The organism is Kitasatospora sp. NPDC056138 (assembly GCF_042264695.1).
In the GTDB taxonomy this organism is placed as follows: domain Bacteria; phylum Actinomycetota; class Actinomycetes; order Streptomycetales; family Streptomycetaceae; genus Kitasatospora.
The window spans coordinates 102,412-115,806 of sequence record NZ_JBHJVK010000017.1; the positions used below are offsets into that span (position 1 = coordinate 102,412).

Consider the following 13,395-nt stretch of genomic DNA (forward strand, 5'->3'; position numbering starts at 1 on the left):
GCGGGTTCGCGTCGGTCATATCCGGCCCGCCCTGCGCTGGGTGGCGAGCAGCCAGACCAGGTAGCCGCCGCCGAGGACGCCGGTGACCACGCCGACCGGCAGCTGGCGTCCGGTGAACAGCTGCTGGGCGGCCCAGTCGGCGCTGACCAGCAGGGCCGCGCCGACGCACATCGAGGCGAGCAGGTTCGGCCCGGACGTCCTGGTCAGCCGTCGGGCGACCTGGGGGGCGGTGAGTGCGACGAAGGAGACCGGTCCGGCGGCGGCCGCGGCGAGCGAGGCGAGCAGGACGGCCGCTGCCAGCAGAACCAGGCGCAGGCGTTCGACCGGTACGCCGACTCCGCCGGCCGCCTCGTCGCCCATCTCGATCATCCGCAGCGCCCGTCCGCAGCCGAGCAGCACCGCGGGGGTGAGCACCGCGAGGACGGACAGCAGCGGCACGGCGTCCTGCCAGCCGCGGCCGTCCAGGCTGCCGGTGAGCCAGAGCACGGCCCGTGCCGCGTCCATGAGCCGGGCCCGGGTCAGCAGATAGCCGTTGACGCCGGTGAGGATGGCGGCGGTGCCGATGCCGACCAGGACGAGCCGGCCGCCGGGCACCCCGCCGCGCCGGGCGAGGGCGTGGATCGCGGCGCCGGTGATCAGCCCGCCGATCACCGCGCCGGACGCGAGGGCCAGGCTGCTGCCCCCGGCGACCACCACGACCAGCGCTCCGGTGGCGGCGCCCTGGGTGAAGCCGAGGACGTCGGGGCTGCCCAGCGGGTTGCGGACCAGCGACTGGAAGAGCGCTCCGGCCAGTGCCAGCGCGGCGCCGACGGCGAGGGCGGTGACCACGCGGGGCAGCCGGAGCTCGTTGACGATGAAGTCCTGGGCGGGTGAGCCGCCGCCGGCCAGGGTGCGCAGCACCTCGGCCGGGCTCAGCGGGTAGTCGCCGCTGCCGAGGGTGAGCACGCCCACCGCGAGCGCCAGCAGCGCGCAGAGCGTCCCGGCGGCCAGGGCACGGGGGCGGTAGCGCAGCGAGACGGTGTCGCCGATCCGTAGGACGCTCATACCTGCGCCGCCTTTCCGCGTCGGGCGAAGTAGAGGAAGAACGGGCCGCCCAGCACGGCGGTCACGATGCCGACCTGGAGCTCGCCCGGCCTGCCGAGCACGCGGCCGAGCACGTCGGCACCGAGCAGCAGGACGGGGGCCAGCAGCGCACAGTAGGGGAGCAGCCAGCGCAGGTCGGGGCCGGTGAGGGCGCGGACCAGGTGGGGGACCATCAGCCCGACGAAGACGATCGGTCCGCAGGCGGCGGTGGCCGCGCCGCACAGCAGGGTGACGGCCAGGATGGCGGTGGCCTGGACCAGGGCCGGGCGGGCGCCGAGGGCGCGGGCCGAGTCGTCGCCCAGCGCCATGGCGTTGAGCGGCCGGGCCAGCGCCGGCGCGAGCAGCAGTCCGGCCGCGACGAAGGGCAACAGCGCCACCACGGTGGAGGGTTGGGCGCCGGCGAGCGAGCCGGTGGTCCAGAACCGCATCCGCTCCAGCGAGGCGGTGTCGAGCAGCATGGCCGCGCTGACGTACGAGTAGAGCACCGCGTTCAGGGCGGCGCCGGCCAGGGCCAGCCGGGCGGGGGTGGCGCCGCGTCCGCCGCCGACCGCGTACACCAGGACCGAGGCGATTCCGGCGCCGGCCAGCGCGAACCAGACGTAGCCGGTGAAGCTCGCCACGCCGAGGACGGAGGTGGCGGTGGCGACGGCAGCCGAGGCGCCCGCGTTGATGCCGAGCAGCCCGGGGTCGGCGAGCGGATTGCGGGTCAGCGCCTGCATGAGGCCGCCGGCCACGCCGAGCGCGGCGCCGGCCAGCAGACCGAGCAGGGTGCGCGGCAGGCGCATCCGGTGGACGGCGGTGTAACCGGGGGAGCCGCTGTCGAGGAGTCCGTGCCAGACCTCGCCGAACGACAGCTGCCTGGCGCCGAATCCGATGCTGAGCAGTACGACGAGGAGCAGGGCCAGCAGACAGCCGAGCAGGCCGGCGGCCCGCAGGGCGTCGCGTCGGCCCGGTGGCCGTCCGCGCGGTGACTGCAGGATCTCCGGCTCCTCGTGGACCTGCGGTGACTTGGTGGCAGACACAGACGGGCTCCGGGGCGGACGGGGAGCGCCTGCGCACTCCCGCTGGACGGTTACTTAGGTTAGGTTAACCTAATCCAGCTGTCTGCTTCCGACCGCACTTCGACCCCCCTGAGCGAGAGTCAGCCATGCCGCGTTCCAGAACTTCCGTCCGCCTCTCCCGTCGTGGCCTGCTGGCCGCAGGTGGTGCCGCCGCCCTCGGCTCCCTGCTCACCGCCTGTGGCGGGAGCGGGAGTTCGGGATCGTCGGGGAAGGACTCGCCCGTCGCCAAGGGCAGCGCCACTGGGCCCTGGTCGTTCACCGACGACCGGAAGAAGCAGGTCACCGCCAAGAGCACCCCCGCCCGCATCGTGGCCTTCACCGGTACGGCGGCCGCCCTGGTCGACTTCGGCATGGACCGGCAGATCGTCGGCGTCTTCGGCGAGACCAGGGCCAAGGACGGCAAGGCCGACCCGCAGGCGGGCGACCTCGACGTCGACAAGGTGGAGATCCTCGGCAACGTCTGGGGCGAGTTCAGCATCGAGAAGTACGCCGCGCTGCGCCCCGAACTGCTGGTGACCCACATGTACGAGCCGGGCGCGCTCTGGTACGTCCCGGACGAGAGCAAGGACAAGATCCTCCAGCTCGCGCCGAGCGTGGCCGTCTCCACCGCCAAGGTGCCGATGACCGAGCCGATCAAGCGCCACGCCGAGCTCGCCGCCTCGCTCGGCGCCGACCTGACGGCCCGGAAGGTCACCGACGCCAAGGCGAGGTTCGAGGCCGCGTCAGAGAGCCTGCGTCAGGCGGCCAAGGCGAACGGCGGGCTCAAGGTGCTGGCCGCCTCCGGCAGCGCCGACATCTTCTACGCCTCCAACCCGAAGATCAGCACCGACCTGATGTACTTCGCCGAGCTCGGCGTCGAGCTGATCGTCCCGGACAGGCTCGACGCGGGCGACTACTTCGAGAGCCTCAGCTGGGAGAACGCGGGCAAGTACGGTGCGGACCTGATCCTGCTGGACAACCGCAGCACGGCACTCCAGCCCGCCGACCTCGCCGCCAAGCCCGCCTGGTCCCAGCTGCCCGCCGTCAAGGCCGGGCAGGTCACCCCGTGGGACGCCGTGCCCCGGTTCTCCTACGCGGGCGCCGCGCCGCTGCTGGAGAAGCTGGCCGAGGCCGTTCAGAACGCCAGGAAGGTCAGTTGACGCCATGACGACCGAACTCGCTCCAGTGGCAGTACAGTTCCGCCTCTTCGAGGCCCGGGTGGTGCGGAGCCGCCGCCTCGGGCCGACCATGGTGCGGATCACCTTCGGCGGTGAGCAGTTGACCGGCTTCGCCTCCGGCGGACGGGACCAGAGCTTCTCGCTCTTCCTGCCGCACCCCGGTCAGCGTGCGCCGGTGGTGCCGGCGCGGTTCGGTGAGAACTGGTACGCCGACTGGCGTGCCATCGACCCCCGGGAGCGGGCGGTCATGCGCTCGTACACGATCCGCGAGCACCGCCGTGACGCAGCCGAGGTGGACGTGGACTTCGCCCTGCACGACGACGTCGGCCCGGCGTCCCGCTGGGCCGCGCGGGCGGCGGAGGGTGACCGGGTCTGCCTGCTGGGCCCGGCGGTGGCGGACAACCGCAGCGTCGGATTCCGCCCGCCGCCGGGCACCGACTGGGTGCTGCTCGCGGCCGACGAGACCGCCCTGCCCGCGGTCGGCGGGATCCTGGACTGGCTGCCCGCCGGGACCGCGGCCAGGGTCTGGATCGAGGTCCCGCACCCGGAGGACATCCAGGACCTGCCCGCCGCGGCCGGTGTCGAGATCACCTGGCTGGTCCGCGAGCGGGCCGCCCGCAGTGGCCCCGGGCTGCTGCTGGAGGCGGTCAGGGCGGCCGAGCTCCCGGCCGGTTCGCCGTACGCCTGGATCGCCGGGGAGTCCGGCACGGTGAAGGCGCTGCGCCGGCACCTGGTGGGCGAGCGGGCGTTCGACCGGCGGATCGTCAACTTCTCCGGTTACTGGCGCAAGGGGGCCTCCGAGGAGGACCTGCGCGCCGAGGCGCAGTCCGGCTGACACGACTCCCATGGGGGCGCGGGGCTTCTTGGCCCCGCGCCCCTTTGTTCTGCCCGGCCTCGTTCTGCCCGACGGGCCTCCTGTGCTGCCCGGCGGGCCGTCACTTCCGCCGTGGTGGGACGTCATCCCCGGATCATTACTTAGGATAGGCTTGCCTAAGTAGTGACAGCAGCGACTGTTGAGGACTGCCCATGAGTTTCCAGGGACACCCCGTCGAGGTCCGGCCGGCAGGCGCCAGGGAACACCTGTTCAACGACCGTACGGTGGAGGGGTACCGGCGCTCGCTCGTCGCCGGGATCGACCGGGTGGCCTCCCGGGTCGCCCGCACCGAACGCCCCTTCAGCGGGATGACGCCCGACCGGCTCGCACCCGAGATATCGGCCATCGACCTGGAGCAGCCGCTGGACGACCCCGCCGCCGCCCTCGCCGAACTGGAGGACGTGTACCTGCGGGACGCCGTCTACTTCCACCACCCGCGCTACCTGGCGCACCTCAACTGTCCGGTCGTCATCCCGGCCCTGCTCGGCGAGGCGGTCCTCACGGCCGTCAACTCCTCGCTCGACACCTGGGACCAGAGCGCCGGCGGGACGCTGATCGAGCGCCGTCTGATCGACTGGACCGCCGAGCGCATCGGCCTCGGCGCCGCCGCGGACGGCGTGTTCACCAGCGGCGGCAGCCAGTCGAACCTCCAGGCCCTGCTGCTCGCCCGCGAGGAGGCCTGCGCGCGTGCCGCAGCCGCCTCCCCGGCCCCCCTGTCCAGGTCCGAGATCCTGCCCGGACTGCGCATCCTCGCCTCCGAGGCCAGCCACTTCAGCGTCAGGAAGTCGGCCGGACTCCTCGGCCTCGGCATGGACGCCGTGATCGCGATCGGCACCGACCAGGACCGCCGGATGCGCCCCGCGGTCCTCGCCCGCGAACTCGACCGCTGCCGCCGCGAGGGCCTGGTGGTGATGGCCGTGGTCGCCACCGCGGGCACCACCGACTTCGGCTCCATCGACCCGCTGCCGCAGATCGCCGACCTGTGCGTGGCGGCCGGGACCTGGATGCACGTGGACGCGGCGTACGGCTGCGGACTGCTCGCCTCCCGCACCAGGCGGCACCTGCTGGACGGGATCGAACGCGCCGACTCGGTGACCGTCGACTACCACAAGTCCTTCTTCCAGCCGGTCAGTTCCAGCGCCTTCCTGGTGCGCGACGCGACCGTGCTGCGCCACGCGACGTACCACGCCGACTACCTCAACCCGGCCCGGATGGCCGAGCAGCGGATCCCCAACCAGGTCGACAAGAGCCTGCAGACCACCCGCCGCTTCGATGCCCTCAAGCTCTGGCTCACCCTGCGCATCATGGGCGCCGACGCGATCGGCGAGCTCTTCGACGAGGTGGTGGACCGCGCCGAGCAGGCCTGGGAACTGCTGACCGAGGACCCGCGCTTCGAGGTCGTCACCAAGTCCCAGCTGAGCACCGTGGTCTTCCGCTACCTGCCGCAGGACGGCCCGGCGCGCGAACTCGCCGACGACGCCAACCTGTTCGCCCGCGAGGCGCTGGCCGCCTCCGGCGAGGCGGTGGTCGCCGGGACCAAGGTCGACGGCCGGCACTACCTCAAGTTCACCCTGCTCAACCCCGAGACCACGCTGGCGGACATCGCCCACGTCCTCGACCTGCTGGCCGCTCACGCCGAGCGCCACCTGAGCGAGAAGGCCGCCCCCGAGCTCTGCCGCCAGGCCGGCTGACCCCCCTCGACCCCCGTACCCCCAAGGGAGCAACGCATGTCCATCCACGACTTCATCGGAATCGGGCTCGGCCCCTACAACCTGGGCCTGGCCTGCCTGACCGAGCCGCTGGACGAGCTCGACGGCCTGTTCCTGGAGAGCAAGCCGGACTTCGACTGGCACCCCGGCATGCTGCTGGACTCCGCCACCCTCCAGACCCCCTTCATGGCCGACCTGGTCACCCTGGCCGACCCGACCTCGCCGTACTCCTTCCTCAACTACCTGAAGGAGTCCGGGCGGCTGTACCCGTTCTACATCCGCGAGATGTTCTACCCGGTGCGCAGCGAGTACAACGAGTACTGCCGCTGGGCCGCCGCCAAGCTGCGCAGCGTCCGGTTCGGCGAGGAGGTGACCTCGGTCGAGTACGACGGGCGCCAGGGCTGCTACGTCGTGCACGCGGTCAGGCCGGCGACGGGGGAGGCGCTCTCGTACCGGGCCAGGCACCTGGTGCTGGGCACCGGTACCCCGCCGTACATACCCGACGCCCTGCAGGGGATCGGCGGCGACGCCATCCACAACTCCGGCTACCTGGAGGCCAAGGCGGCCCTCCAGGCGAAGGAGAGCATCACCGTGGTCGGCAGCGGGCAGAGCGCGGCGGAGATCTACCACGACCTGCTGGCCGAGAACGACGCCCACGGCTACCGGCTCAACTGGGTCACCCGCTCGCCGCGGTTCTTCCCGCTGGAGTACACCAAGCTCACCCTGGAGATGACCTCCCCCGAGTACGTGGACTACTTCCACGCCCTCCCGGAGGACACCCGCTACCGGATCGAGACCGAGCAGAAGGGCCTCTTCAAGGGCATCGACGCGGAGCTGATCAACGGCATCTTCGACCTGCTCTACCAGAAGAGCGTCAAGGGCCCGGTCGCCACCCGGCTGATGACCAACACCGCTCTGAACAGCGCGAGTTACGACGAGGAGAGCGGCACCTACACCCTCGGGCTGCGGCACGAGGAGCAGGGCAGGGACTTCCGGCTCGCCACCCACGGCCTGGTCCTGGCCACCGGCTACCGCTACCGGACGCCCGCCTTCCTGGAGCCGGTGCGCGACCGCATCCGCTGGGACGGGCACGGCCGCTTCGACGTCGCCCGCAACTACAGCATCGACACCACCGGGCGCGGGATCTTCCTGCAGAACGCCGGAACCCACACCCACAGCATCACCTCCCCCGACCTGGGCATGGGCCCGTACCGCAACTCGTGGATCATCCGCGAACTGCTGGGCCGCGAGGTCTACCCGGTCGAGAAGTCCATCGCCTTCCAGGAGTTCGGTGCACCGGAGGGCCTGGCCGCATGAGTGACATCCTGTTCTCCCGGACCGACGAGCGGCTCGGCACCCTCGCGGTGCGCCCGCTCGACCCGGACGCCGACGCCGAGCTGCTGCACGGCTGGGTGACCCATCCCAAGGCGGCGTTCTGGATGATGCAGGACGCCGGGGTGCCCGAGGTCCGCAACGAGTACCGCAAGATCACCGAACACCCGCACCACGATGCCTTCATCGGCCTGGTCGAGGGCGGTCCGGCCTTCCTGGTCGAGCGCTACGACCCGGCGCGGCTCGAACTCGTCGGCCTGTACGACGCCCGGCCGGGCGACGTCGGCATGCACTTCCTCTGCGCGCCCACCGACACCCCGGTGCACGGCTTCACCCGGGCCGTGATCACCACCGTCATGGCGTTCGTCCTCGCCGACCCGGCCGCCCGCCGGGTCGTGGTCGAACCCGACATCCGCAACACGGCGGTGCACGCGCTCAACGCGGCGGTCGGCTTCGAGGTGGTCGGCCCGGTCACCAAGCCGGAGAAGGAGGCGCTGCTCAGCGTCTGCACCCGCGAGCAGTTCCAGGCCGCCACCCGAGGAGCCAGCCAGTGAGCAGTCCGATCGAAGCCGTCGCCCACCTCTCCCCGGAGCACTGGGAGCAGGCCAACCGGCTGCTGGTCCGCAAGGCGCTCGCCGAGTTCTCCCACGAGCGACTGCTCGCACCCGAGCAGGCACCCGACGGACGGTACGCCGTCCGCAGCGACGACGGCACCGTGGAGTACCGCTTCGGTGCCCGGCTGCTGGCCCTCGACCACTGGCAGATCGACGCCGACAGCATCACCCGCCACCGCGACGGAACCGAACTCCCGCTCGACGCCACCGACTTCTGCATCGAGCTGCGCGAAGCCCTCGGACTGACCGCGCAGATCCTGCCGGTCTACCTGGAGGAGATCGCCTCCACCCTGGCCGGCAGCGCCTTCAAGCTCGGCAAGCCGCGGATCGGCGCCGCCGAGCTCGCCAAGGCCGACTTCCAGGCGATCGAGACCGGAATGACCGAGGGCCACCCCGGCTTCGTCGCCAACAACGGGCGGATCGGGTTCGGTGCGCACGAGTACCGCGCCTACGCCCCCGAGGCCGCCGCCCCGATCCGGCTGATCTGGCTGGCCGCCCACCGGGACCACTCCACCTTCACCTCCTGCACGGACCTCGACTACGACACCCTGATGCGCGAGGAGCTCGGCGAGGAGCAGCTCGGCCGCTTCGCCGGCACCATGACCGGTCTCGGCCTCGACCTCGCCGACTACCACCTGCTGCCCGTCCACCCCTGGCAGTGGTGGAACAAGCTGTCGGTGACCTTCGCCGCCGAGATCGCCCAGCGGCGGCTGGTGTGCCTGGGCCCCGGCGACGACGAGTACCTCGCCCAGCAGTCGATCCGCACCTTCTTCAACACCAGCAACCCGTCCAGGCACTACGTGAAGACCGCCCTCTCGGTGCTCAACATGGGCTTCATGCGGGGCCTTTCGGCCGCCTACATGGAGGCGACCCCGGCCATCAACGACTGGCTCGCCGACCTGGTCGCGACCGACACCGTCCTGCGCGCCACCCGCCTGACGGTGATCCGCGAGCGGGCCGCCATCGGCTACCGCCACCCCCAGTTCGAGGCCGCCACCGACCGGTACTCCCCGTACCGCAAGATGCTCGCCGCACTCTGGCGCGAGAGCCCCGTCCCCGCCCTGGAACCGGGGCGGCGACTGGCCACCATGGCCTCGCTGCTCCACACCGACCACGAGGGCCGCTCGCTGGCCGCCGCGCTCGTCGAACAGTCCGGACTGGCCCCCGAGGTCTGGCTGCGGCGCTACCTCGACGCCTACCTGACACCGCTGCTGCACAGCTTCTACGCCCACGACCTGGCCTTCATGCCGCACGGCGAGAACGTCATCCTGGTGCTCGACGGCGGCACGGTCGAACGGGTGGTCTTCAAGGACATCGCCGAGGAGATCGTGGTGATGAACCCGGAGGCCGACCTGCCCCCGCAGGTCCGGCGGGTCCGGGCCGAGGTCCCCGAGCACATGAAGCTGCTCTCGATCTTCACGGACGTCTTCGACTGCTTCTTCCGCTACCTGAACGCCATCCTGGCGAGCGAGGGCATCCTGGACGAGGAGGCGTTCTGGCGCACCGTCGCCGAGTGCGTCGCCGACTACCGCGACTCCGTCCCGCACCTGGCCGAACGGTTCGCGACGTACGACCCGTTCGTCGAGGAGTTCCCGCTCTCCTGCCTCAACCGGCTGCAGCTGCGCAACAACCGGCAGATGGTCGACCTCGCCGACCCATCCGGCGCCCTCCAACTGGTCGGCACACTGCGGAACCCCATCGCACGATTCGCCCCGCTGCCGTGACACCGGCGGACGAGGCCGAGGCGGGCCGGGCTGCGACCGGCCGGGGTGCGGCGGACCGCTTCGGTGAGAGCCGGGGAGAGACGGACAGGGGAGCGACGGACCGGGGTGCGGCGGAGCGGGCCGGTGAGGGCCGGTCCGCCGCCGGGACGGAGAGCCCGGCAGTGCGGCTTCCGACCCGGTGGCCGATCCTCGGAGTGATCTGCCTCGCCCAGTTCGCGGTGGTGCTGGACAACACCGTGCTGAACGTGGCGATCCCCTCCCTGACCCGGGACCTGGACGCGACCACCGCCGACGTCCAGTGGATCGTCAACGCGTACTCGCTGGTCCAGGCCGGACTGCTGCTCGCCGCAGGCAGCGCCGCCGACCGCTACGGCCGCAAGCGACTGCTGCTCGTCGGGCTCGCGGTGTTCGGGGCGGGCTCACTGGCCGCCGGACTCGCCCAGTCCACCGGCCAGTTGACCGCCGCCCGGGCGGGCATGGGGGTCGGCGGGGCGCTGCTGCTCACCACCACCCTCGCCGTCGTGGTGCAGATCTTCGATGCCGGGGAGCGCCCCCGGGCGATCGGCGTCTGGGGGGCGGTCAACGCCCTCGGCTTCGCCGCGGGTCCGCCGATCGGCGGCCTGCTGCTGGCCCACTTCTGGTGGGGAGCGCTCTTCCTGGTCAACCTCCCGGTCGTCCTCCTCGGCTTCGTCGCGGTCCGCCTGCTGGTCCCCGAGTCCAAGGCACCGGGTGCGGGCCCGCCTGACCTGCTCGGCGTCCTGCTGTCCACCCTCGGCATGGCGGCGGTGGTCCTCGCCATCACGGCCGTGCCCGAACACGGATGGGACGCCGGCCGGGTGCTGCTCCCGGCGGCGGGCGGGGTGCTCCTCCTCGGGAGCTTCGCGTGCTGGGAGCACCGTGTCCCGCACCCCATGCTGGACCTGCACTTCTTCCGGAACCGGCGGTTCGTCGGCGCGGTGGTGGGCGTGGTCCTGATCACCTTCGGCAGCGCCGGGGTGCTCTTCCTGCTCACCCAGCAGCTCCAGTTCGTCCGGGGCTACTCGCCCTTGGCAGCGGGCCTGCACCTGGCCCCGTTCGCGCTCACGGTGGTGGTCCTCAACTTCGCCGGGGTCTCCGCCCGGGTGCTCCGACGGCTGGGGCAGCCGCTCGCCATCGCGTTCGGCATGGGCCTGCTCGCGGGCGGGTTCGTGATCGTCGCGCTGCTCGCCTCCGGCGGCTACGGCCTGCTGCTGCCCGGCCTGGTCCTGATGGGCGCGGGCTGCGCGTTCGCCAACCCGGCCATCGTGGAGGCCGTGATGAGCGCCATCCCGCAGGACAAGGCCGGTGCCGGCGCCGGAATCGACGGCACCATGGCCGAGGTCGGCAACAGCCTCGGCGTCGCCGTCCTGGGCGCCGTCCTGAACGCCCGCTTCACCGCCCTGCTGCCCGCCGCGGCGGCCGGCGCCGCCTCGCTCCCGGCCGCCCGGGCAGCCGCCCCCACCGCCTGGGATCGGACCGCCGTCACGGACGCCTTCGCCGCCGGGATCACCACCAGTCAACTGGTCGGCGCCGCAGCCGTCCTGGCCGGCGGCTGCCTCGCCGCCCTGCTGCTCCGCCGCGCGGAGCGGCGGGAACCGGGCACCTGACGGCGGCTCCCCGCACTGCGGCGCCACCCGGGGCCGGCCACGGACGTCCGTCGTCCGGGCCGGCTCTGGACGTCCGTCGTCCGGTTCGCGTGCGTGCACAATGTCCCCACCTGGAGGCGGTAGCGGTGACAAGGCAATGTCCAGTTAAACTTCCGGTACAGGTGGTCAGGTTTCCAGGGGGAGGGCGCGCTGTGGCTGACGGCCAGTTCGACATCAAGCCGTGGGAACTCCAGGGCGAGGGGCGAGAGTTCGAGAGCATCTCGAACGACTTCGCGCGGGCTTCGATGGCTCTCTCCAGCGGCCTGGAGGCGCTCGGTGAGCCCTGGGGGGACGACCAGATCGGCGAGTACTTCGGCACCGTGTACAAGGGCGCGCGGGACGGGATCGTCGAATCCATGGACCACCTGTCCGAGCAGATCGGCAAGATCGGCGACGGCCTCCAGCAGATGGCGGACGCGGTCAGCAGCACGGACGAGCAGCTGAGCGCCGGGCTGGACCAGGTGTACTGACGGGCGCCGCCGCGCCGTCCTGGGCGCGGCATCTGATGGATCGGTATTTCGCTGGCGGGGAGCAGGGGGAGTAGCGCGTGTCGATGATGCTGCCGGGCGAGTTGGTCTGGGTGCTGGAGATGCTGGGCTACAACTGGCCCCACGCGGACGAGGACAAGCTGCAGGAAGCGGCGGCCGTCTGGCGGCAGTTCGGTGAGGAGGTCGACCGGCTGCGCGAGCGCGGGACCAGTTCCGCGCAGCGGGTGACGGGCGACAACTCCGGCAAGGAGATCGACGCCTTCGCCGAGATGTGGCGCAAGTTCGACAACGGCGGCGGGTACCTCCACGACGCCAAGGCCGCCGCGGACCTGATGGCCACCGCGCTGGAGGCCGCCGCGATCGCCACCATCGCCGGCAAGGTCGCGATCATCGCCCAGCTGATCGCGCTGGCCGTCGAGATCATCGCGGCCCAGGCGGCCGCGCCGTTCACCTTCGGCCTCTCGGAGGCCGGTGCCGTCGCGGCGACCCAGGCGACCCGGCTGATCGTCCGGAAGATCCTGGACGAGCTGCGCAAGAAGCTGGTCGAGACGCTGCTGCAGACCCTGAAGGAGCCGGTGATCCAGGCTCTGGAGGCGATGGTCAGCGAGTTCATCAAGCAGGGCGTCAAGATGAACTTCGGCGCGCAGCAGGGCTTCGACGTCGGCGCGATCGGCGGCGCCGGTGTGAAGGCGGCCAAGGACTCGATCAAGGACATGCCGAAGTCCTTCGGGGAGGGCCTGCGGGACTCGCTGGTGTCCGGTGCGGCGGGGAAGGCCAAGCACCACCTGTCGGGCGGCGGCAGCGCGGGTCACGGCGGCGGGCACCCGGGCGAGGAGAACAGCGGCAGCGACGGCGGGCACGGGGGCTCGGGCGGTACCGGGCATGGCGAGCACGGGACCGGTGGCGGTACCGGGAGTGAGCACGGGTCCGGTGGCGGTACCGGGAGTGAGCACGGGTCCGGTGGTGGCAGCGCCGGTGGGGGCACGGGGAGTGCCGGGCACGGCGGTGGCAGCGCCGGTGGTGGTAGTGCCGGGCACGGCGGTGGCAGCGCCGGTGGTGGTACCGGGGGTTCCGGGCACGCAGGTGGCAGCGGCAGCAGTGGCATTGGCGGGTCGGGGCATGCGGGGGGTGCGGGCGGGGAGTCGGGAGGCTCTGGGTCCTCGCACGGCGGCGGTTCCTCGGAGGGGCCGGCCGGTGGCGGGTCCTCGCACACCCTCTCCGCCTCGGGGCCTGCGGGCGGCGGGGGTTCCGGCGTGCACGCCGGCCCGGGCGGCAGCGGTGGCGGTGTCGGCGGCGAGCACGGTTCGAGCGTGCCGCGTCCGCGTCCCGACCAGGGGCCCGCGGCGGACCCGTTCGGTACGCGTGTTCACAACTCGCCTGCGCCTGAACACGGTTCGGAAGGCTCCGGTTCGGCCGGCGGCCATGCCGGTGGGGCACCGCAGCCGTCGCACCACGGTGACACCGGTACATCGGTGAACTCCACCCCGGGCGGCTCCCACGGGGGCCAGGGCGCGGGGCAGAGCCATGGGCAGGACGCGCCGCCGCAGCACGGTGGTGGTTCGGCTGGGCATGCGGGTGGTGGTTCGGGGTCGGAGCACGGTGGTTCGGGCGGGCATTCGTCCGGGGGTTCTTCGTCTGGTGGGCAGCATCAGGGTTCGGCGGATCACGGTGGTGGTTCGGCTGGGCATG

General features: G+C 72.1%; 11 protein-coding genes. 9 read left to right on the forward strand and 2 right to left on the reverse strand.

Annotation, left to right across the window (positions count from 1 at the left end; genetic code table 11):
* Positions 1-15: 15 nt before the first annotated feature.
* A complete protein-coding gene (locus ACFC1R_RS13875) occupies positions 16-1,044 on the reverse strand; it encodes a FecCD family ABC transporter permease (protein WP_375937755.1) in 1,029 nt (342 codons plus the stop codon).
* Positions 1,041-2,063, reverse strand: a complete 1,023-nt coding sequence (locus ACFC1R_RS13880) for a FecCD family ABC transporter permease (protein ID WP_375937815.1) — start codon at positions 2,061-2,063, stop codon at positions 1,041-1,043. The genes ACFC1R_RS13875 and ACFC1R_RS13880 overlap by 4 nt, the downstream gene beginning before the upstream one ends.
* 167 nt (positions 2,064-2,230) lie before the next feature.
* On the opposite strand from ACFC1R_RS13880, the gene ACFC1R_RS13885 reads away from it, so the two are divergent.
* The 9 genes from ACFC1R_RS13885 to ACFC1R_RS13925 all read left to right on the forward strand — a co-directional run.
* The gene (locus tag ACFC1R_RS13885; protein WP_375937758.1) at positions 2,231-3,283 is read left to right on the forward strand and encodes an ABC transporter substrate-binding protein; all 1,053 of its coding nucleotides are present in this window, start codon (positions 2,231-2,233) and stop codon (positions 3,281-3,283) included.
* A 4-nt stretch (positions 3,284-3,287) separates the two neighbouring features.
* Entirely contained in the window at positions 3,288-4,136 is an 849-nt protein-coding gene (locus ACFC1R_RS13890; protein WP_375937761.1) for a siderophore-interacting protein, read from the forward strand.
* 191 nt (positions 4,137-4,327) lie between these two features.
* Positions 4,328-5,866, forward strand: a complete 1,539-nt coding sequence (locus tag ACFC1R_RS13895) for a pyridoxal phosphate-dependent decarboxylase family protein (protein WP_375937764.1) — start codon at positions 4,328-4,330, stop codon at positions 5,864-5,866.
* 36 nt (positions 5,867-5,902) lie between these two features.
* A complete protein-coding gene (locus ACFC1R_RS13900; RefSeq protein WP_375937767.1) occupies positions 5,903-7,201 on the forward strand; it encodes a lysine N(6)-hydroxylase/L-ornithine N(5)-oxygenase family protein in 1,299 nt (432 codons plus the stop codon).
* Positions 7,198-7,770, forward strand: coding sequence for a GNAT family N-acetyltransferase (locus tag ACFC1R_RS13905; protein ID WP_375937770.1), 573 nt, complete (start codon positions 7,198-7,200; stop codon positions 7,768-7,770). The genes ACFC1R_RS13900 and ACFC1R_RS13905 overlap by 4 nt, the downstream gene beginning before the upstream one ends.
* Complete coding sequence (locus ACFC1R_RS13910) at positions 7,767-9,554, forward strand: IucA/IucC family protein (RefSeq protein WP_375937773.1); 1,788 nt, start codon at positions 7,767-7,769, stop codon at positions 9,552-9,554. Before ACFC1R_RS13905 ends, ACFC1R_RS13910 begins: the two co-directional genes overlap by 4 nt.
* A 161-nt stretch (positions 9,555-9,715) precedes the next feature.
* Positions 9,716-11,179: an MFS transporter gene (locus ACFC1R_RS13915; RefSeq protein WP_375937818.1), complete on the forward strand. Its 1,464-nt coding sequence runs from the start codon at positions 9,716-9,718 to the stop codon at positions 11,177-11,179.
* A gap of 191 nt (positions 11,180-11,370) precedes the next feature.
* The gene (locus tag ACFC1R_RS13920) at positions 11,371-11,688 is read left to right on the forward strand and encodes a hypothetical protein (protein WP_375937776.1); all 318 of its coding nucleotides are present in this window, start codon (positions 11,371-11,373) and stop codon (positions 11,686-11,688) included.
* Between the two features lie 77 nt (positions 11,689-11,765).
* Positions 11,766-13,395, forward strand: a 1,630-nt coding sequence (locus tag ACFC1R_RS13925; protein WP_375937779.1) for a hypothetical protein, incomplete at its 3' end; no start/stop codon positions are given.

Coding starts and splice junctions, on each gene's coding strand:
- ACFC1R_RS13875 (WP_375937755.1), bottom strand. CDS start 1,044: ATGAGCGTCCTACGGATCGGCGACACCGTCTCGCTGCGCTACCGCCCC.
- ACFC1R_RS13890 (WP_375937761.1), top strand. CDS start 3,288: ATGACGACCGAACTCGCTCCAGTGGCAGTACAGTTCCGCCTCTTCGAG.
- ACFC1R_RS13905 (WP_375937770.1), top strand. CDS start 7,198: ATGAGTGACATCCTGTTCTCCCGGACCGACGAGCGGCTCGGCACCCTC.
- ACFC1R_RS13885 (WP_375937758.1), top strand. CDS start 2,231: ATGCCGCGTTCCAGAACTTCCGTCCGCCTCTCCCGTCGTGGCCTGCTG.
- ACFC1R_RS13900 (WP_375937767.1), top strand. CDS start 5,903: ATGTCCATCCACGACTTCATCGGAATCGGGCTCGGCCCCTACAACCTG.
- ACFC1R_RS13895 (WP_375937764.1), top strand. CDS start 4,328: ATGAGTTTCCAGGGACACCCCGTCGAGGTCCGGCCGGCAGGCGCCAGG.